Source organism: Pseudosporangium ferrugineum, assembly GCF_003002065.1.
Taxonomy (GTDB): Bacteria; Actinomycetota; Actinomycetes; order Mycobacteriales; family Micromonosporaceae; genus Actinoplanes; species Actinoplanes ferrugineus_A.
Window position 1 is genome coordinate 237,611 of the sequence record NZ_PVZG01000012.1, and the last position, 18,451, is coordinate 256,061.

Here is an 18,451-nt window from a genome sequence, read left to right on the forward strand (position 1 = left end):
TCCGCGGCGGGGCACGATGGGTACATGCACCGTGAGCAGCTCGCCGACTTCCTGCGCCGCCGCCGCGAGGCGATCCGCCCGGCGGAGGTCGGCATCGCCGACGGCCCGCGGCGGCGCACCGCCGGGCTGCGGCGCGAGGAGGTGGCGATGCTGGCCGGCATGTCGGTGGACTATGTCGTACGCCTGGAGCAGGGCCGCAGCAGCCAGCCCTCGACCCAGCTGCTCGGCGCGCTGGCCCGGGCGTTGCGCCTCTCCGACGACGAGCGCGCGCACCTGTTCCACCTGGCCGGTCTCCGCCCGCCGGCGGCCGACGGGGTGGCCCGTTTCGCCCGGGCCGGCCTGATGCGCCTGCTGGACCTGCTCGGCGACAACCCGGCCATGGTGCTGTCGGACCTGGGCGAGGTGCTGGCCCAGAACAGGGCGTCCGTGCTGCTCGTCGGCGATCACACCGGCTTCTCCGGCGACGCGCGCTACCTCGCGTACCGATGGTTCACCGACCCCGGGTACGGACCGCACCTGCTGCCGGACGAGCGCGAGGACCACGGCCGTCAGCTGGTCGCCGACCTGCGGGCGACCGCCGGCCGCAGGTCCGGCGATCCCGTGGTGACCGGCCTCGTCGAGCGGTTGCGGGCGGCGAGCCCGGACTTCCGCCGCCTCTGGGCCGAGCACGAGGTGGCGGTGCGCCGCGCCGGCCGCAAGACCTTCGACCACGCGCGGGTGGGGCGGGTGGTGATGGACTGCGAGACCCTGATGACACCCGACCTGGGCCAGCAGCTGGTGGTCCTCACCCCGGCCGACGAGGGGTCGCGCGAGCGGCTGGCGCTGCTGCTGGTCCTCGGCGTCGAGGAGTTCCCCGCCGGGAGCGCGTCCGCGGGCTGAGCGGCACCGGTGCGGTATGCGGATCGGCCCGATGCGATGTGAACTACGATTCCGCAATGGCCAACACCGATCCGAGCGATGCCTCGACGTCCGACATCCAGGCGGTCGCCCGCGTCGGCCAGATCTGTGCCCTGTTCGGCCCCCGCGTGCCCGAGCTCTCGGCCGCCGACGTGGCCGAGCGCACCGGGCTGAACCGCACCACGGCGTACCGGTACTGCGCGTCGATGGTCGCCGCGCGGATCCTCGAGCGGGGCTCGCGCCGCGGCACCTTCGCGCTGGGGCCGCTGATGCTGGAGCTGGGGACCCTGGCGCTGGGCCGGCAGCGGGTCGTCGACCTCGCCCGGCCGCACCTGCGCAAGCTCAGCGCCGCGGTCCGGATGACGTCCGTGCTCAGCGTGCTCGGCGCACAGGGCCCGGTCGTCGCGCTCGCCCAGGAGGACACGAGCCGGATGCTGGTGGTGACCGTGCACCCCGGCACGAAGCTCGACGTGACCGCGGCGCAGACCCGGCTGTTCCTGGCCCACAGCGCCAACGCGGCGCTGGACGCGATGCTGGAGGAGCTGCCGCCGGTCGAGCGGGCGCGGCTGGAGGCCGAGGTCGACGCGGCCCGCCGCCGCGGTTTCAGCTTCGTGCGGCCCAGCGGCGGCCCGTTCGTGGTGGCGGCGCCGGTGTTCGACGAGGGCGGGCTGGCCGCCACGGTGGCGATCCTCGGCGCCGGCGAGCTGCCCGACCTGACGCCGGTGCTGGACCAACTCCTGGCCGCCACGACCGCGCTGAGCGATGAGCTGGGCGCCCCGCCCGGCGCCCCGGCCCTGCAATGAGCCGGGACGCCGGAGGCGGGGTCCCTACCTGTAGCTGACGGTCACGTCGTGCCGGACCGGCTGCGGGCCCGCGTGCACCGTGAGGGTGCGCGCGGCGGCCGAGTACGTCCAGGCCGTACGCGCCACGGCGTGCCCGTTCACCCGGACGCTGCGCGGCGCCGCGGCACCGGCGAACACGACCGTCCAGTCCCGGCCGGTCACCTGGCCGGGGTGCCGCCCGCGGACCGCGTCGATCCGCAGCGTGCGCCCGGCGTCGCGGACGCTCAGCGCCGTCGTGGCGTGCCGGGTGTGGTCGGTGCCGTCGTCCTCGTACAGCTCGCCGCCTCCGTTCGCGCCCACGCCGACGGTGACCGTGGCCGCCCTCAGCGGGTTGCCCACGTCGCCGCTGACGTCGCCGGTCCGCGTCACCACCGCACCGCCGGAGCGGACGAACACCGGCATGGTGTCCAGCGTGGTGGTGATGTCCGCGGTGGTGCCGCCCCGGTACGTGACCCCCGTGAAGAAGTCCGTCCAGGTGCTGCCCGGCGGGAACCACACGGAGGTCGTCGCCGTGGTGCCCGGCTCGGTCACGGGTGCGACCAGCAGGTCCGGGCCGTAGAGGTACTGCGAGCCGGCCGTGGCGTACGCCTCCTGCTCACCGGGGTAGGCCAGGTACATCGGCCGGGTGATGGGCAGACCGTCCCGGTTCGCCCGGGCCGCGGCGGAGTACGTGTACGGCATCAGCCGCTCCCGCAACCGCAGGAAGTCGGCGGACGACTTGTGCGCGGCCGGCCCGTACTGCCACGGCAGCCGGTCGCTGTGGTTGGAGTGCAGGCGGTCGATGGGTTGGAAGGTGCCCATCTGGACCCAGCGGGCGTACAGGTCGTCCGGGAGCTTGGTGCTGCCCGGCTCGGTGCCCGGCTCCTGGAGCCCGAACGTGTGCCCGCCGATGTCGTGGCTGATCGCGGCCAGCCCGGTGGCGGCCGACTCCCCCGGCGTGTAGCCGACCTCGTAGCGCAGCGTCTCCCAGTTGGAGATGGTGTCGCCGCTGAAGTGCAGGGTGGTGCGCTTGTCGGCCCACGGCCCGGTCGGCACGGCGGTCGGGTTGCTGTAGCCGCCGGCCTGCAGCGATCCGTACGCCCGGGAGAACGCGAATCCGTTCTCGGCGGCGTACTGGTGGTTGATCCACGCGTCCGGGGTCACGCCCGGCAGTGAGGACGACGCCTGGTCGCAGCACCAGTCCAGCCACCAGGCGTCGATGCCCAGGTCCTGCATGTCCTTGTGCAGGCCGAAGTACGCGGCGAGCTGGTCCGGGTCGGCCCAGTCGAACACGTAGCAGTCGGGGCCGCTGTTGCAGCCGGCCCGGCGCAGCTTGCCCTTGGCCGTCTCCTGCGCCGCCGCGAACTTCGGGTCGGAGCCGTCGATGCTCGGGTGCACGTTCCACGAGGTGTGCAGGCCCTCGGCGTGCAGCCAGTCCAGGAAGCCCTTGGGGTCGGGGAACCGGGCGGGGTCGATCTCCCAGCCGTTCCACTTGTCGCCGGCCTTGAAGTCGGTGTCGACCACCAGGGCGTCCAGCGGGATGTTCTCGCTGCGGAACCGGGGCACGATCGTCTGCTGGAAGTCCGCGGCCGACCGGTCGTAGTACTCCGAATACCACACGCCGTAGGTCCAGCGCGGCAGCAGCGCGGTCGGTCCGGTGAGGACGGACAGCTCCCGCAGCGCGCGGGCGTAGTCCCGGCCGTACCCGAAGACGTAGCCGTCCTGGTAGCCGCCGGGGTGCGCGGACCGCTGCGTCACCGTCCGCGCGCCCGGCTCGTAGAGCGCCGATTCGGTGTCGTCGAGCAGCGACCAGCCGTCGGCGTAGAGCAGGCCGGGCGCGGTCAGCGCGCCGCCGTCGACGCCGTCGAGCGAGCGGCGGTATCCGCCGAGCGCCGCGTGCGGGGCCAGGATCGGGGTGGCCGGCGCGACGAACGCGACGGTGTCGATGTTGACGTTGCAGCTGTCGGCGGCGGGGCAGCCCAGGGTGACGGTGCTGGTTCCGGCGGGGAGCGTGACGGGCGCGGACACCGTACGCCAGTAGTCCCAGCCGCTGGTCGGGGCGAGCGCCACCGTGCCCGGCGCGCCCTGCCCCACCGCCACGGAGACCGTACGGGACCGGGGCGCCTGCGCACCGGCGCGGGCGTTGGCGTAGCGCAGCTGGAGCCGGTAGGTGCCGGCCTTCGGCACGTCGGTGACGGTCAGCGTGGCGGAGGAGGCGGTGCGCTCCAGCCCGGCCAGGAAGCCGCCGCCGGAGTAGCCGTTGTGGTCCCGGGCGAGCTTGGCCCCGCCGGCCAGCACGGCGGCGTCCGCCTCGCAGAGCGCACCGAACGCGCACTGCTGCGGGGCCGGCGGCTGCGGCTGCGGGTACGCGTCACCGGGCCGCACGACGGCGAGGCTGTCCACGTTGACGTGCCCGGAGTCGGCCGCCTCGCGGGTGAGCGAGATCTCGTGCCGGCCCGCCGGCAGCGCCACGGCCGCCGTGGCCACCGCCCAGGTGTCCCAGGATCCGGTGCTGGGCAGGGAGACCTGCGCCGCGGCGGTGCCGTCGACGGCCACGCTCAGCGTCCGGGTGGTGTTCTGGCCGTCGCCGCCCGTGCTGTTGGCGTAGCGGACGGCGTACTGGTACGTGCCGGCGGCGGGGACCGTCACCGCGTACGTGAGGAAGTCTCCGGCGGCCTCGAAGCCGGCGGCGAACCCGGGCCCGGTGTAGCCGCCGTGGTCGGTGGCGACGCCGGGGCCGCGCAGCTTGGCGGTCTCGGCCTCGCACAGCGCGCCGACGGCGCAGGCGGGGGCGGCCCGGTCGGCCCACGGCGCGGCCTGGACGACCTGCCGGCCGTTCCTGAGCCGTACCGTCAGGTTGTCGGTGGCGAACGGCCCGGAACCGACCTTGTAACGCAGGGTGAGCGCGCCGGTGTCAATGGTCAGCCAGCCGTCACGGGTCCGGCTGGTGAACTTCGGCGGTGCGAAGCCCTCGCGGTTGACGGCGTTGAAGGTGTCCGCGTCGACGAACCGGGAATCGCCGGCGTACTCGGTGCGGATCAGGGTCGGGGAGAGAACCTCGAAGCGGGCCGGCCCGGAGACCACGGCCGAGCGGGCGACGGAGCGGTGGCCGGCCTGGGCCGCCGATCCGGGCACGAGGAGCAGGGCCGGCCCGGCGAGCAGGGCGGCCACACCGGCGGCGAACCGCCTGGTGGAGGAGCGTGTGAGCATGACGAGACCTTTCCGGCGACACCCGTCGATGCGTGCACTATAAGGTTTCCGGCGTGTTGCACAACCGAGGCTGCCCGTTCGGGCGGCGCGGGGACTCAGCCCGCGGCGTCGGTGCGGTCCGGGGCCGGCCGCCACGCGCGTGAGCCGGCGTGCCCGGCCTCGACCCGGTCGGCGATCCGCCGGCCGATCTCACGCAACGCGTTCACCTGCTCGTCGCTCAGCGCATCGAACACGTGGTGCCGGACCGCGGCCACATGCCCCGGGGCGGCCCGCTGCACGACGGCCATCCCCTCGTCGGTGAGGATCGCCTCGATGAACCGGCCGTTCTCGGCCCACGGGACCCGCGTGATCCAGCCCCGCTGCTCCAGGCGCTTGGCCACGTTGGAGAGCCGGGTCACCGAGCCGTTCACGTGCTGGGCCAGCTCGTTCATCCGCAGCCGCCGCCCCGGCACCATCGACAGGGCCGACAGCACGAGGTACTCGAAGAAGGACAGGCCGCTGTCCCGCTGGAGCTGCGCCTCGAACTCGCCGGGGAACTTGACCATCAGCCAGCACAGGGAGATCCAGGCGTCGCTCTCCTCGGGCGACAGCCACCGCGGTTCGTCCCGGCCATCCACGCGGCGATCCTACCGGCCCGGCGAGGGCGGAGATCGGCCCCGCGGCGCCGGGCCGGTTCACGGCGCCACGAGCCGGTACTCCCCCGACGCGAAGGCCCGGCGGACCTCGTCGACCGTCTCCGCCGCGTCGAGGGCGCCGGTGTCGATCGCGTGGTGCTCGAGGTCGCCGAGCCGCGCGAACGCGCCGTGCAGGCCGGTGATCGCCTCGACGTCCCTCAGCTCGGCGCCGGCCCGCTCCCGCGCGCGGGTCAGCGTCGTCTCCAGGCCGGGCCGCAGGACGACGTACGAGACCGTCAGCTCGTCCTCGGCGGCGACGGCCAGGAAGGGCGGCAGGAACCAGGGCCCGACGATGCCGTCCACCACCACGTCGTAGCCGCCGCGCGCGAACGCACCCACGGCCCGGACGATCGCCTCGATGACGACCGTGTTCTGCCGCTCGGCCGCCGGCAGGAACGGCAGCACGAAACCGGTGCGGATCGAGCGGTAGAACCAGTCGGTCGCCAGATGGACCGTCGGCACGCCGGCGCCGGCGGCCAGGAGTCCGGCCACGGTCGTCTTCCCGGCGGCCGGGGGCCCGGTCAGGATCATGACTTCACCGTTCACGCCCCGGACGTTAATCAGCGCCCGGCCCGGGAAACAGTCTTGTCTTTCCCGCCGCGCCGATCGCGCTAAGATGCGGCGGACCCCGCCACTTAGTCGCCGAGGTGACACCATGCCGGTCCAGCGCGCGGACGCCCGGCGCAACTACGCCCGCCTGCTCGCCGTCGCCGCGCAGGAGGTGGCCCGGCACGGCGCCGACGCCTCCCTGGAGCAGATCGCCCGCGTGGCCGGGGTCGGGTCCGCCACCGTACGCAGGCACTTCCCCGGTCGCCGCGCCCTGCTGGACGCCGTCTTCCGCGAGCGGATCGACGCCCTGCGCACCCTCGCCGCGGAGCTGGCGGACCGGCCCGACGCCCGCGCCGCCCTGCTGGAATGGCTGGGCGCCGTCACCCGGTACGCGTCCACGATCCGCGGCCTCGCGGTCGCGCTGAACCTCGACCTGGCCGCCGACCCCGGCGGCACGGAACCGGCCTGCGCGACCGCCCAGCTCACCGAGGCGGGCGACCCGCTGGTCCGCCGCGCCGCCCGGCAGGAAGCGGTCGCCCCCGGCGTGACCATCACCGACCTGCTCGCCCTGATCACCGGCATCGCCCTGGCCACCGAGCACCTCGCCGACCCCGGCGCCGCGGCGGACCGGCTGCTCGCCCTGACCGTGGCCGGGGTGAGCCCGCTCCCGGCCTGAGCCGGCCGTCCCGGCGCCCTTGTCCCCCGTGCGAGCTACCCGCAAGTGTCCACCGTCCGGTGACGATTCCGGGCCCGCGGATCCATAGGTTTCTTTCCAGCCGCGACGCACCGCCGCGGCACCCTCGGAAGGAGCCCCCCCCCAATGCGCTTCATCAAGCAGTTCCTCGCGGTCGCGGCGGTCGCCGTCGTCGGTGGTCAGGCCGTCGCCGCGGTCAACGACAACAACTGGCTCAAGCTCGTCTTCGGCCTGCTGACCGCCGCCCTCGCGATCCCGGTCTACGCGTGGGTGGTGCGCCGTACCGAACGCAGAGCCCCCACCGAGGTGGCCCGGGAGGGAGGCGCCGGCCGGCTCCTGCTGGGCATGCTGATCGGCATCCTCATGTTCGCGGCGGTCATCCTGAACATCGCCTTCCTCGGCGGCTACCACGTGCACGGCATGGGCTCGGTGCCCGGGGCCCTGGGGCTGCTCGGCTTCATGGCGGCCGCGGCCGTGACCGAGGAATTGCTGTTCCGCGGCATCCTGTTCCGCATCATCGAGGAGCGCATCGGCACCTGGCTCTCGCTGGCGATGACCGGCCTCGCCTTCGGCGGCATGCACCTGGTCAACCCGGACGCCACCCTCTGGGGCGCCGCCGCCATCGCGATCGAGGCCGGCTTTATGCTCGCCGCCTGCTACGCCGCCTTCCGCAGCCTGTGGGTGCCGATCGGCCTGCACTTCGGCTGGAACCTCGCCCTCGGCGCCATCTTCAGCGCGCCGGTCTCCGGCAACGGCGCCTCCAAGGGCCTGCTGGACGCCACCTTCTCCGGCTCGTCCCTGGTGAGCGGCGGCGACTTCGGCCCGGAGGGCAGCCTCTACACGATCGGGGCCGGCATCGTGCTGACCGTGGTGTTCCTGTGGCTGGCCCACCGCCGCGGCACCATCTTCCCCCGCCGCCGCCGCGCGACCGGCGCGCAGCCGACCGCTACAGTCTCCCAGTGATCGACATCCGGACGATCCCGGACCGGTGGCGGCGAGCAGACGTCACGGTCCGGGATTTCCCGCTGGCGCTGGCCCTGATGCTCGGATCGCTGGTCCCGGGCCTGGAGGAGTACGGCACCCGGCTGGGCGACCTGCCGAGCCACCCCTTCGACGGGCTGGCGGTCCTGGTGGTCCTCCTCGAGTGCCTGCCGCTGGCCGTACGCCGCCGCTGGCCGGCCGTCTGCGTGATCCTGGTGTGCACCGGCTTCGCGATCGACCAGCTGCGCGGGTACCACCTGGTGGCGTCCAGCGCCCTGCCGTTCGCACTGGTCAGCGCGGGTATCTACCTGGAACGGTACCGCCGGCCGATCATGCTGCTGCTCACCGTGGCCTACCTGCCGCTGGCGAGAGGACTGGATTCGCTGGGATCGGGCGAGGGCGTCACCGGGTTCCTGACGTTCTTCCTGGCCCTCATCCTGGCCTGGGGCCTCGGGGCGTGGCTGCGCCAGACCCGGCGGGCCGAGGCGGAACGCCGGCTGCGGCTCGAGGAGAGCACCCGCACCGCCGAACGCACCCGGATCGCCCGCGAGCTGCACGACGTCGTCACCCACCACGTCACCGCGATGGTGGTGCAGACCGAGGCGGCGCGCTACCTGACCGCCGCGCCGGAACGGCTCGACCAGACGCTGGCGGCGGTCACCGACACCGGCCGGCGGGCCATCTCCGACCTGCGGCAGATGCTCGACCTGCTCAACCCGGACCACGGCACCGCCACCGGCACGCCGCCGGTCGGCGAGATCAGCGCGCTGATCGAGCAGACCCGGCGGGCCGGGCAGCCGGTGGAGTTCACCGAGGAGGGGCGGCCCCAGGAGGCGGCGGGCAGCGCCGAGGCGGCGGCGTACCGCGTGGTGCAGGAAGCCTTGACGAACGCCCTGAAGTACGACCACGGCGCCCCGACGGCGGTGCACGTCCACTACGGCGCGAGGGAGATCATCGTGAAGATCAGCAGCGACGGCTCGGGGTCGAACTCCGCGTCACCCGGCGGCAGCGGGCGCGGCCTGGCCGGGCTCCGCGAGCGGGTCGAGGTGCTCGGCGGCGAGTTCAGCGCCGGCCGGCTGCCCGAGGGCGGCTTCGCCGTGCGGGCGGACATCCCCAACGGGACCCTCTCGTGACCGCCCCCGTCCGCGTCCTGGTCTGCGACGACCAGGCTCTGATCCGCACCGGCTTCGCCACCATCATCGACGCCCAGCCCGACCTCGAGGTCGTGGCCGAGTGCGGCGACGGGCGCAGCGCGGTCGACCTCGCCGCCAAGGTGCACCCCGACGTCGTCGTCATGGACGTACGGATGCCGGTGCTCGACGGCATCGAGGCCACCCGCCTGCTCGCCGGCGCGGGGGTCGCCCACCCGGTCAAGGTGCTCGTGGTGACCACCTTCAACCTCGACGAGTACGTCTACGAGGCCCTGCGCGCGGGCGCCAGCGGGTTCCTGCTCAAGGACGCCCCGCCGGCGCAGCTGCTGCACGGCATCCGTACGGTCGCGACCGGCGCGGCCCTGCTCGCCCCCGAGGTGACCCGCCAGCTCGTCGGCCGGTACGCGGCCCGCATCCGCCCGGCCGACGGCGGCCCCGCCGACGTCGCGCTGACGCCGCGCGAGCTGGAGGTGCTGCGCCTGATCGCCAACGGCCTGTCCAACAGCGAGATCGCGGCGACGCTGGTGATCAGCCAGGAGACCGTGAAGACGTACGTGTCCCGCATCCTCACCAAGCTCGACCTGCGCGACCGCGTCCAGGCCGTCGTCTTCGCCTACCGCAACGGCCTGGTCACCTGAGGCCCAGGACTTCTTCCGTACGCTCCCAGAGCCGCGCCGCCAGCACCGGATCGGCGGCCTGTGCGTGGCTGCGGCGCACCTTGCCGTTCTCGTGGTAGGCACCGGCCTCCCACCCGCTGCCCGGTTCCGTGGTGACGAAGCGTGCCAGCTGGTGGGCGGCCACGTCCGCGGGGCGCAGGATCAGGCGGCGCAGCAGCGGGGAGCCGAACACGTACCGGACCGGACTGGTGGTGTCCTGGGCGAAATTGGACCGCACCCCGCCCGGATGGAACGCGGCGGCGGTCAGCCCCCGGTCGTGGAACCGGGTGTGCAGCTCGCGGGTGAACAGGATCAACTGCAACTTCGCCGTCCCGTACGCCCGCGTCGGCGTGTAGCGCACGGTGTTGCCGAAGTCGTCGAGGTCCACCCGGCCGTTGAGCTTCGCCGCGTTGCTGGACGTCTGCACGACCGTCGCCCGGCTCTCCGTCAGCTTGCCGAGCAGCAGGTGTGTGAGCAGGAACGGCGCCAGGTAGTTGACCTGGAGCGTCTCCTCGAAGCCGTCCACCGTCTCGGTACGCTCCCGGCGCAGCGCCCCGGCGTTGTTCGCCAGCGCGTCGATCCGCGGGTAGCGGGCGTCGAGCGTCGCGGCGAGCGCCCGCACCTCGTCGAGCCGGGTGAAGTCGGCGGTGTGCCACGCGCAGCCCAGCCCGTCGGCCACCGCGCGCACGTTGCCGGCCGACCGTCCGACCAGGACGACCTCGTGTCCCTGGCCGGCGAGCAGGCGTGCGGAGGCGGCGCCGAGGCCGGAACCCGCGCCGGTGATGATGATCGTTTTCGGCATGCCGGGACCCTACTTCGCGACCGGCCGGCGGTCCGCGACGCTCGGGGTCCCGGGCCGCCCGCTGCCCGTCGCCTTCGGGGTGTCTGCCCACTTGTACCGGGACCCGGCGTCCCCGGCGTGTTCCCGCGGGACCGGTCGTCCGGCCCGGTACGACGCCGGGCACCCTTCAGCGGTGCGACCGTTCAGGGGATCGGCCGGGCGGCGTCCGTCCGCTAGGGTCGGTGGCCTGCCGGGACCGCGACTCCGGCGACGGAGGTGCACCGTGCCCGGGGAGATCTCGCCGCAGGACGACGACCGGCTGGCGACGCTGGACACCAGCGTGGCGCATTCCGCCCGGCTCTGGAACTACCTGCTGGGTGGCCGGGACAACTTCGCCGCCGATCGGGAGGCGGCCGAGCAGGTGCTGGCGTTCATGCCCGAGCTGGTGCAGTCCGCCCGGTTCAACCGGGAGTTCCTCGGCCGGGCCGTGCGCCACCTCGTCGGGTCGGGCATCCGCCAGTTCCTCGACATCGGCACCGGGCTGCCGACCGCCGACAACACCCACGAGGTCGCGCAGGCGAGCGCGGCGGAGTCGCGGGTGGTCTACGTGGACAACGACCCGATGGTGCTGGTGCACGCGCGGGCGCTGCTCACCAGCACCCCCGAGGGTGCCACCGACTACGTCGACGCCGACATCCGGCAGACCGAACGGATCCTCGACACCGCCGGACAGACGATCGACTTCCGCGAGCCCGTCGCGATCATGTTGCTCGGCATCCTGAACTTCGTGCCGGACGACGCCGAGGCCCGGCGCATCGTGGAGACGCTCGTCTCGGCGGTCCCGGCCGGCAGCTACCTCGTGCTGTCGCACCCGACCCGGGAGGTGGCGCCCGAGGCGGTGGACCGGGCGGTGCAGATGTGGAACGCGGGCGGCGCCGCGCAGATGGTCGTCCGCGACCCGGCGGACATCGCCACGTTCTTCACCGGCCTGGAGCTGCTCGATCCGGGGGTGGTCACCTGCTCGCAGTGGCGCCCCGACGGCAACGACACCACCCCGGCGTCGGAATACGCCGGGGTGGCCCGCAAGCCGCTCTGACCGGTCCCTACGCGGGAGCCGCCTCGTCCTCGACGATCGAGAGCGCGCCCGCGGGGCACAGTTCGACGGCGGTCCTGACACCCTCCGCCGCCGCGGCGTCCGGCCGGTCGGTGAGCAGCGTGACGATGCCGTCGGCGTCCTGGTCGAAGACGCCGGGATCGGTCAGGACGCACTGACCGGCCCCGACACAGACGCCGGTGTCCGCTGTTATCCGCATCAGGACCGCCTCACCAGGTGACCGGCAGCTCGGCCGCGCCGTAGATGACGGCGTCGGGCTTGAACGTGACCTCGTCGATCGGGACGGCGAGCCGGAGCGTGGGAACCCGCCGGAAGAGCGTGTCGAAGACGATCTGCAGCTCGAGGCGGGCCAGGTTCTGGCCGAGGCACTGGTGCGGCCCGTACCCGAAGGCGAGGTGGTGCCGGGCGCCCCGCGCGATGTCGAGGGTGGCGGGGTCCGGGAAGGCCGCCGGGTCCCGATTGGCGGAGAGGCCGGAGACGATGATGCCCTCGCCGGCCGCGACGGTGACGCCGCCGATCTCCACGTCCTCGGTCGCCACCCGGGCGGTCGCCGCCTCGACGATGGCGAAATACCGCAGCAGTTCCTCGACGGCCATCGGCGTACGGCCCGGGTCGGCCCTGAGCGCGGCAAGCTGATCGGGGTTGCTGAGCAGGCCGACGACGCCCAGCGAGATCATGTTGGCGGTCGTCTCGTGGCCGGCCGCCAGCAGCAGGAACGCCATGCTCACCAGGCCGGGGCGGTCGAGTTCGCCCTGCTCGCGGCGGCGGGCGAGCTGCCGGCTGAACAGGTCGTCGCCGGGCTCGGCCTCCTTGCGGGTGATCAGGTCGGAGAGGTAGCCGCGCAGGTCGTCGACGGCACGGCCGCGTTCGTCGTCCGGTGTGGAGCGGCTGACCAGCTTCGCGGTGCAGTTCTGGAAGAAGTCGTGGTCCGCGTACGGCACGCCGAGCAACTCGCAGATCACCAGCGACGGCACCGGCAGCGCCAGCGCCCGCACCAGGTCGGCGGAGCGGTCCGGGGCGGCCAGCAGGTCGTCGATGAACCCGTCGACGATCTCCTGGACCCGGGGCCGCAGGGCGGCGAGCCGCTTGACGGTGAACTCGCCGATGAGGGCGCGCCGCTCCGCCGCGTGCTGCTCGCCGTCCATGCCGATCATGCTCGGCGGCTGACTGCGGAAGCGCTCGCGGACGGCCTTGTCCGCGCCGGGCAGCGGGAAGCCGTCGCGGCGCCGGTCTGACGAGAACCGGGGATCGGCCAGGACCGTGCGTCCCTCGGCGAGCCGGGAGACCCACCAGGCCTCCTCGCCGCCCCGGACGCGGACCTTGCGGACCGGGCTGCGCTCGCGGGCCCACGCGTATTCGGCCGGCTCGGCGAACGGGCAGGCCCGGGCGACCGGGAACGCCACGTCGTCGAGCTCCGCGGGCACGGTCGTGGCGGGTACGGCTTCTGTCACGCTGACCACCTCAAGGGGTATCTGGACGATTTTCCTCCGCTTATGAGCGTACCGAAGCGGAGGAATTTCGTCCACACCGGACGGATGGGTCGGCGTTCGCGGGCCGGACCGGCACGGCCGTGCGATACTCCGGCGCGAGCACGGCGAGAGGGTGATGGCGTACGTGAAGCAGCAGGCAGCGGCCCCGTTGCGGGCCGACGCGCGCCGCAACCGGGAGCAGATCATCGAGGCCGCCCGGGCGATGTTCCTCCGCGAGGGCACGGACGTGCCGATGGAGGAGATCGCGCGCGCCGCCGGGGTGGGCATCGGCACGCTGTACCGGCGCTTCCCCGACCGCGGCGAGCTGATCAAGGCGGTCAGCCTGGACAACCTGGAGCGGATGAACGAGCTGGCCGCGCGGCTGGAACGGGAGGAGCCCGACCCGGCGGCGGCCCTCGAGGCGTTGCTGCGCGCCGTCCGCGACCAGTACCTGGGCATCGTCCTGACGTCCGCGGCGGCCATGGCGTTCCGGGCGGCCGGCGACCTGCCGGCGATCGAGGAGCGGCGCGACGAACTGCTCGGGGTGATCGACCGCCTGCTGCACCGCGCCCAGGAGCAGGGCGCCGTACGCCGCGACGTCCGGGCCGGCGACGTGCTGCTGATGCTCGTGGCCGTGTCCCGGATGCTGCCGGCCGGCGGCGACGGCCTGGGCGCCATGGTGTTCGAGCGGCTGTTCGCCCTGATGCTGGACGGGTTCCGGCCCCGGGCGGAGTCGCCGCTCCCCGGCCGGCCGGTGGGCTACGACGACGTCGAGCACCTGCGCCGGCACGGCATCATCGCGGGCCTCGGCCGCGCCGCCGAGCGCTGACACCCCGGGGGCCCTGGGACCCGCCGGGCCGTCACCCGGCCGGGTCGCTCCCAGCGGGCGCTACGCGGGGCGGGAAGAGACACAACCTCCGGGGCACTGCGCCGGCTCGTCCGCGGCGCTATTGTCTCCGTGACGACGCATGGACACCGACCGTGGCCGCATGACCGCGAACGGTGTGTCCGGAGCCCAGGGAGCTGGTGCATGACCGAACGCTTCGCGGTGCAGCGGCACGACGACGGAGCGGGTACGGCGCGGCTGGCGGTGCTGGGCACCGTCGACGCCGACACCAGCGAGACTCTGCTCGCGCTGATCGACAACGCCGCCGCCCGCCCGGAGATCGCCGCCGTACTGCTCGACCTGCACCGGGTGTCGTTCCTCGACGCCGCCGGGATCAGGGACGTGCTCACCGGCCGGGACACCGCACGGCGGCACGGCTGCGGCTACGTCGTGACCGGAGTGCAGGAGACCGCGCGGACGGTGCTCGAGGTGACCGGCGTGCTCGACGTCCTGGAGATCGACGACGCACCCGCCCCGGCGCCGGCCCGCACCCGCCCCAGCGCCGGCTGACGCGCTAGCGGGCGGTCGGTAGGGTCGCCCACACCACCTTGCCGCCCTCGGCCGGCAGGCTCCCCCAGCGCCGCGCCATCGCGCCCACCAGCACCAGTCCGCGGCCGGTGGCCGGGTCGGCGGGCGGCGCCGGCACGATCCGGGGCACGGCGCTGCTGCCGTCGCGGACGGCGATCATCAGGTAGCGGCGCCCGAGGGACAGCCGCAGGTCGGCCATCGTCCTGGCGTGCACGACGGCGTTCGTGACCAGTTCGCCGGCCACCAGCGCGGCCGGAGCGGTCAGGTGCGGCAGCTCCCACCGCAGGCACGCCTCGGTGGCCACGTCGCGGGCCCGGCGGGTGGCGCCACTGACCGGCAGCAGCCGATCGCTGATCGCGGTGAGGCGGCGCGCGGGCGGCACGGCCAGGGCCTGCGCCACGCTGGGGAAGACCTTGAGCCGTCCGTAGCCGCCGCCGGTCAGCGCCGCCGCGAGCGCCGGGCCGGGGACGCAGATGAGCAGCGGCGTGCCCGGCCACACGGCCGCCTGGCGACTCACCGCCGGGAACACCGACAGCGCCGCCGGCTCGGCGACCGTCAGCCGGGCCAGGTCCACGACGAGCGCGTCGGGCTGCTCGACCAGGCACTTCGCCAGCACCGCACGCACCGCGGGCACGCCGGGCAGCGTGAGCTCACCGGTCAGGTGGACCAGCGTCCGGGTCCCGACCTGGACGATCTCGCAGTGGACAGCGGGCACAGCCCCCATTGTGACCTCCCGCCGCACCGCCTACGCGCGCAGCGTGCGGGCCCAGGGCGCGTCGACCGCGGCCGCATCGATGGCCACCATGACGTTGCTGAGCAGGGCATCCGCGAAGTAGCGTCGGATCTGCTGCTCGGCGGCGCCGGAGACGGCGCGGACGTATTCGACCTGACGGGCGTAGCAGCGGCGCACGGCCTCACCGATCACCGGCTCACCCGCGCACCCCTGGGCGTGCAGGAGGATCATCAGGAGCTCCCGGTCGGCGATCACCTCGTCGTACGACGCCGTCAGGGCCTCCAGCACGTCCTGCGGCTCGGTGCTCCGCGCCGTCGCCGCCGCCGCGGCCACCGACTCGCGCAGCCGATCCGAGCAGTGGTCGACCACGGCGGCGAACAGCGTCTGCTTGTCCTTGAACAGCCGGTAGAGGTACCCCTGCGAGATCCCCGCCGCCGCGGCCACCTCCATCGTGGAGGTGCCGTAATACCCGCGCGCGGCGAAGGCGGCGACAGCCGTGCGCAGCACGGTGTCCCGCCTCTGCGCCGCGGTCGACCGCTGCCGCACCCCGGTTGCCATGCGAGTAATCAACCAATTCCCGGGCGGCGGGTCAAGCCGCCAGGGCCTCGGCGACCACCTGCGGATTCCAGTAGTCGACGTAGCGGCTGATCAGGCCGTCCCGGGTCTCGACGAGCGAGATGTACTTCTGCCGGTACGGCCGCCCGGTGGCCAGGGCGACGCCGTCGCACTCCAGCTCCGCGATCACCAGCGCCGGGTCGACGGTCTCGTGGAACCGCACCCCGGTGAACTCCACCCGGAAGGTCCGCGCGAAGCCTTCCTGGTGGGCGAGCAGGTCGCGGCGGCCCGCGACCCGCCGGGGGTAGCCCTGCGGCGCGTACGGGAACTCCAGGACGCCGTCCTCGGTGAACAACTCCGCCCATTCGGCGCCGCGCCCCGCCCCGAGGAGCTCGACGTGCCTCAGGAACGCCTGCTGGGCGCCGGAACGCACCGTCTTGTGGTTATCCACTCACCAGTCTCCTACCTGTGAGAACGGCATCTTCCATGACACCGCGTCGCTGGTAAGTAATTAGCCACTCTCATAAGGCGCCGTCAAGATCGATCTCCGTGTCAGTGAGCGGACGGGCGACGCAGGCGAGGATCCAGCCCTCGGCGCGCTCCGGGCCGGTCAGGCAGTTCGGCTCGGCCATCGTCACGTCGCCGCGCCGCAGGCGGACGCGGCACTCGCCGCAGCTGCCGACCGTGCAGGAGTACGGCATGGGCAGCGCCGCCTCGAGCCCGGCGGCCAGCAGCGTCCGGCCGGCGGCGACCGCGACCGTGCCGAGGTTCCCGACGGTCAGCCGCTGATCCGTGCCGGTGGCGGATCCGGCCGGGGCGGCGCTGAAGAGCTCCTGGTGGCGGCGGTCGGCGGGCACCCCGAGCGCGTCCAGGACGGCGCGGATGCCGTCGAGCATGGGCGCGGGGCCGCAGGCGTAGTAGTGGGCCTCAGCGCCGGGGGCGAGGGCGGTCAGCTCCCGGCGTACGGTGTCCGGGTCGAGCCGTCCCCGCGGGCCGGCCCAGTCCGGACCGGGACGCGACAGGACGTGGCGGACCGTGAGGCGGTCGTGCGCGCCGGCCAGGGCGGTCAGCTCGCGGCCGAAGATGATGCCCGATTCCGTACGGTTGCCGTAGAGCAGAGTGATCCGCGTGTCCGCCGCGGTGGCCAGGGTGGCCCGGAGGATGCTCATCACCGGGGTGATCCCGCTCCCGGCCGCCAGCAGCACCAGCTCCTTCGGTGGCCGCGCGACGTGGAACGAGCCGGACGGGCCGAGCACCCGCAGCTCGTCGCCGGGACGGACCCGGTCCTGCACGTACGCCGAGCAGACCCCGCCCGGGGTCCGCTTGATCGTCAGGGCGAGCCGCCGCGAGCCGGGCGCGGACGACGCCGAGTACGCCCGCCGCACCCCGCGCCCGTCGATGTCGAGGACCAGCGTGAAGAACTGGCCGGGCAGGAAGTCGAACGGCTCCCCCGCCGGGTCCTCGAGCACGAGCGTCGTGGCCTCGGGCGTCTCCCGCACCACCTCGGCGACCCGCACCGCGCGGCCGGGCCGCGGGGCGGCCGGCGTGCCGGTGGCGTACCCCTCGCTGCGCAGTTGCCTGCGATAGCCGGCGGCGAGCAGGCGGCGGGTGAGCCGCGGGAAGGCGGTGACCGGCTTGCCGATCAGGCCCAGCAGCCGCCCCTTCCAGCCGCCGGCGACGTTGGCGGCCAGGTGCCCCATGGCGACGGCGTTGAGGTCCGGCGCGGTCGCCGGGTCGAGATGCCGGCCGCGGTCCCACACCCCGGCCGAGGCCAGCACGCCGTCCGGCCGGAGGTCCGCCGTGTCGACGGTGAACAGCACGGCGGCGTGCGGGACCTGCCCGCCGGTGGCCATCGTGGCGAGCAGCGCGGGGTCGTCGGTGATCCGGGCCCGGCCGCCGAGGTGCAGCACGTCGAGCCGGCCCGGCACGAGCACCGCGGCCGAGATCCGGTCGTCGCCCAGCACGTTGCGCAGCGTGTCGGCGCGTTTGTTGCCCCGCCGGTCCGGCAGCGCGAGCGTGCGGCCGTCGAGGATCCGCAGGAAGCCGGGGCCGTCGCCGCGCGGGCTGGTGTCGCTGCCACCGCCGGCGTCCCACGACGAGACGACGAGGAACGGCGCCGCGGCCAGGAACGCGGCGACCGGCGGCGCGGCGAGCGGCCCGTCCCCGGCCGGGGCGCCGGCGACCGCGACCGGGCGGGGCGGCCCCCACAGCGCGGACCGCAGCACGGCCCGGGCACAGTGGACGTACGCCTGTTCCACGGCCACGACCAGGCGGTCCGTGACCTCGTGCACCGAGCCGTTGAGGCGCAGCACCTCGCCGATCCCCGGCAGCAGGAAGACGAGCGAGACCCCGGTCCCGGCGGCGGGAGCGGCCGCGCCGCCGGGAAGGGTGAGCGAGAGCCGGCGGGGCGAGTCGGCGCACGCGAAGCCGGGACGACCGCCGGCCAGGATCGTGCGGGACCGCCCGGCGGCATCGCGGTAGCCGAGCCCGGCGAGCGGCGCGGCGGCCAGGACGCCGCGGCACCCCTCGTCGAGGATGCCGATCTCCTTGCGCAGTACCAGGTCCGGGGGTCTGCCGATGATCGCTTCGAGCTCGCCGAGGGTCGTGATCCGCTGCATGCCCCGATTGTTCGGCGCGTCCACTGTGGTGTCCAAGACAACGTTTGCATCACTCCGAGACCTCACAGGTCTCGGTCGCGGAGGCCCGAGGCGAGAAGGCGTCGACAGATACGAATCTGTTAAAGCTCCTAACA

The 18,451-nt window shown here is 73.9% G+C and carries 19 protein-coding genes; 9 read left to right on the forward strand and 10 right to left on the reverse strand.

The genetic code is table 11. The features are described 5' to 3' along the window. The first annotated feature begins 24 nt into the window (after window positions 1–24). On the forward strand, window positions 25–879 hold the full coding sequence (locus CLV70_RS24960) for a helix-turn-helix transcriptional regulator (RefSeq protein WP_106129013.1): 855 nt from the start codon (window positions 25–27) through the stop codon (window positions 877–879). A gap of 56 nt (window positions 880–935) precedes the next feature. Continuing rightward, window positions 936–1,700 carry an IclR family transcriptional regulator gene (locus CLV70_RS24965; protein WP_106129014.1) on the forward strand — a complete coding sequence of 255 codons (765 nt, stop codon included), beginning with the start codon at window positions 936–938 and terminating at the stop codon, window positions 1,698–1,700. Window positions 1,701–1,724: 24 nt separating this feature from the next. Here the strand turns inward: CLV70_RS24965 and CLV70_RS24970 are convergent, their stop codons facing one another. From CLV70_RS24970 to CLV70_RS24980, 3 genes are all read right to left on the reverse strand, one after another. After that, window positions 1,725–4,928 carry a TIM-barrel domain-containing protein gene (locus CLV70_RS24970; protein ID WP_106129015.1) on the reverse strand — a complete coding sequence of 1,068 codons (3,204 nt, stop codon included), beginning with the start codon at window positions 4,926–4,928 and terminating at the stop codon, window positions 1,725–1,727. Between the two features lie 95 nt (window positions 4,929–5,023). Continuing rightward, window positions 5,024–5,545, reverse strand: coding sequence for a MarR family winged helix-turn-helix transcriptional regulator (locus tag CLV70_RS24975; protein ID WP_245908437.1), 522 nt, complete (start codon window positions 5,543–5,545; stop codon window positions 5,024–5,026). A 57-nt stretch (window positions 5,546–5,602) separates the two neighbouring features. After that, on the reverse strand, window positions 5,603–6,148 hold the full coding sequence (locus CLV70_RS24980; protein WP_106129016.1) for an AAA family ATPase: 546 nt from the start codon (window positions 6,146–6,148) through the stop codon (window positions 5,603–5,605). A gap of 109 nt (window positions 6,149–6,257) precedes the next feature. Here CLV70_RS24980 and CLV70_RS24985 point away from each other — a divergent pair, with 109 nt between their 5' ends. From CLV70_RS24985 to CLV70_RS25000, 4 genes are all read left to right on the forward strand, one after another. Further along, the gene (locus tag CLV70_RS24985; RefSeq protein WP_106129017.1) at window positions 6,258–6,827 is read left to right on the forward strand and encodes a TetR/AcrR family transcriptional regulator; all 570 of its coding nucleotides are present in this window, start codon (window positions 6,258–6,260) and stop codon (window positions 6,825–6,827) included. Between the two features lie 144 nt (window positions 6,828–6,971). Further along, entirely contained in the window at window positions 6,972–7,808 is an 837-nt protein-coding gene (locus CLV70_RS24990; RefSeq protein WP_106129018.1) for a CPBP family intramembrane glutamic endopeptidase, read from the forward strand. Further along, window positions 7,805–8,959, forward strand: coding sequence for a sensor histidine kinase (locus CLV70_RS24995; RefSeq protein WP_106129019.1), 1,155 nt, complete (start codon window positions 7,805–7,807; stop codon window positions 8,957–8,959). The genes CLV70_RS24990 and CLV70_RS24995 overlap by 4 nt, the downstream gene beginning before the upstream one ends. Then, complete coding sequence (locus CLV70_RS25000; RefSeq protein ID WP_106129020.1) at window positions 8,956–9,615, forward strand: response regulator; 660 nt, start codon at window positions 8,956–8,958, stop codon at window positions 9,613–9,615. Before CLV70_RS24995 ends, CLV70_RS25000 begins: the two co-directional genes overlap by 4 nt. Here the strand turns inward: CLV70_RS25000 and CLV70_RS25005 are convergent. Continuing rightward, window positions 9,608–10,435, reverse strand: a complete 828-nt coding sequence (locus CLV70_RS25005) for an SDR family NAD(P)-dependent oxidoreductase (protein WP_106129021.1) — start codon at window positions 10,433–10,435, stop codon at window positions 9,608–9,610. The two genes, CLV70_RS25000 and CLV70_RS25005, sit on opposite strands and share 8 nt — an antisense overlap. Window positions 10,436–10,697: 262 nt before the next feature. On the opposite strand from CLV70_RS25005, the gene CLV70_RS25010 reads away from it, so the two are divergent. Then, window positions 10,698–11,510: an SAM-dependent methyltransferase gene (locus CLV70_RS25010; RefSeq protein ID WP_245908438.1), complete on the forward strand. Its 813-nt coding sequence runs from the start codon at window positions 10,698–10,700 to the stop codon at window positions 11,508–11,510. A 7-nt stretch (window positions 11,511–11,517) separates the two neighbouring features. Here CLV70_RS25010 and CLV70_RS25015 read toward each other — a convergent pair whose 3' ends face one another. Together CLV70_RS25015 and CLV70_RS25020 are read right to left on the reverse strand one after the other, a co-directional pair. After that, a complete protein-coding gene (locus CLV70_RS25015) occupies window positions 11,518–11,727 on the reverse strand; it encodes a (4Fe-4S)-binding protein (RefSeq protein ID WP_106129023.1) in 210 nt (69 codons plus the stop codon). A 10-nt stretch (window positions 11,728–11,737) separates the two neighbouring features. Next, on the reverse strand, window positions 11,738–12,988 hold the full coding sequence (locus tag CLV70_RS25020; protein WP_425440214.1) for a cytochrome P450: 1,251 nt from the start codon (window positions 12,986–12,988) through the stop codon (window positions 11,738–11,740). Between the two features lie 154 nt (window positions 12,989–13,142). Between CLV70_RS25020 and CLV70_RS25025 the strand changes: the two genes are divergently transcribed. Beyond that, window positions 13,143–13,826, forward strand: a complete 684-nt coding sequence (locus CLV70_RS25025; RefSeq protein WP_245908440.1) for a TetR/AcrR family transcriptional regulator — start codon at window positions 13,143–13,145, stop codon at window positions 13,824–13,826. Window positions 13,827–14,027: 201 nt separating this feature from the next. Continuing rightward, a complete protein-coding gene (locus tag CLV70_RS25030; protein WP_106129026.1) occupies window positions 14,028–14,393 on the forward strand; it encodes an STAS domain-containing protein in 366 nt (121 codons plus the stop codon). Between the two features lie 4 nt (window positions 14,394–14,397). Here the strand turns inward: CLV70_RS25030 and CLV70_RS25035 are convergent, their stop codons facing one another. From CLV70_RS25035 to CLV70_RS25050, 4 genes are all read right to left on the reverse strand, one after another. Beyond that, window positions 14,398–15,135, reverse strand: a complete 738-nt coding sequence (locus tag CLV70_RS25035) for an ATP-binding protein (protein ID WP_425440215.1) — start codon at window positions 15,133–15,135, stop codon at window positions 14,398–14,400. A gap of 21 nt (window positions 15,136–15,156) precedes the next feature. Beyond that, window positions 15,157–15,702: a TetR/AcrR family transcriptional regulator gene (locus CLV70_RS25040; protein ID WP_106129027.1), complete on the reverse strand. Its 546-nt coding sequence runs from the start codon at window positions 15,700–15,702 to the stop codon at window positions 15,157–15,159. Between the two features lie 31 nt (window positions 15,703–15,733). Beyond that, window positions 15,734–16,150, reverse strand: a complete 417-nt coding sequence (locus tag CLV70_RS25045; protein WP_106129028.1) for a nuclear transport factor 2 family protein — start codon at window positions 16,148–16,150, stop codon at window positions 15,734–15,736. Between the two features lie 70 nt (window positions 16,151–16,220). Next, the gene (locus tag CLV70_RS25050) at window positions 16,221–18,317 is read right to left on the reverse strand and encodes a 2Fe-2S iron-sulfur cluster-binding protein (protein WP_106129067.1); all 2,097 of its coding nucleotides are present in this window, start codon (window positions 18,315–18,317) and stop codon (window positions 16,221–16,223) included. Window positions 18,318–18,451 lie beyond the last annotated feature (134 nt).

Excerpts from the sequence above, each read along its gene's own strand:
- CLV70_RS24990 (WP_106129018.1), top strand. The coding sequence starts at position 6,972 with ATGCGCTTCATCAAGCAGTTCCTCGCGGTCGCGGCGGTCGCCGTCGTC.
- CLV70_RS25005 (WP_106129021.1), bottom strand. The coding sequence starts at position 10,435 with ATGCCGAAAACGATCATCATCACCGGCGCGGGTTCCGGCCTCGGCGCC.
- CLV70_RS25050 (WP_106129067.1), bottom strand. The coding sequence starts at position 18,317 with ATGCAGCGGATCACGACCCTCGGCGAGCTCGAAGCGATCATCGGCAGA.
- CLV70_RS25030 (WP_106129026.1), top strand. The coding sequence starts at position 14,028 with ATGACCGAACGCTTCGCGGTGCAGCGGCACGACGACGGAGCGGGTACG.
- CLV70_RS24985 (WP_106129017.1), top strand. The coding sequence starts at position 6,258 with ATGCCGGTCCAGCGCGCGGACGCCCGGCGCAACTACGCCCGCCTGCTC.
- CLV70_RS25015 (WP_106129023.1), bottom strand. The coding sequence starts at position 11,727 with ATGCGGATAACAGCGGACACCGGCGTCTGTGTCGGGGCCGGTCAGTGC.
- CLV70_RS24960 (WP_106129013.1), top strand. The coding sequence starts at position 25 with ATGCACCGTGAGCAGCTCGCCGACTTCCTGCGCCGCCGCCGCGAGGCG.
- CLV70_RS25040 (WP_106129027.1), bottom strand. The coding sequence starts at position 15,702 with ATGGCAACCGGGGTGCGGCAGCGGTCGACCGCGGCGCAGAGGCGGGAC.
- CLV70_RS25035 (WP_425440215.1), bottom strand. The coding sequence starts at position 15,135 with ATGGGGGCTGTGCCCGCTGTCCACTGCGAGATCGTCCAGGTCGGGACC.
- CLV70_RS24965 (WP_106129014.1), top strand. The coding sequence starts at position 936 with ATGGCCAACACCGATCCGAGCGATGCCTCGACGTCCGACATCCAGGCG.
- CLV70_RS24970 (WP_106129015.1), bottom strand. The coding sequence starts at position 4,928 with ATGCTCACACGCTCCTCCACCAGGCGGTTCGCCGCCGGTGTGGCCGCC.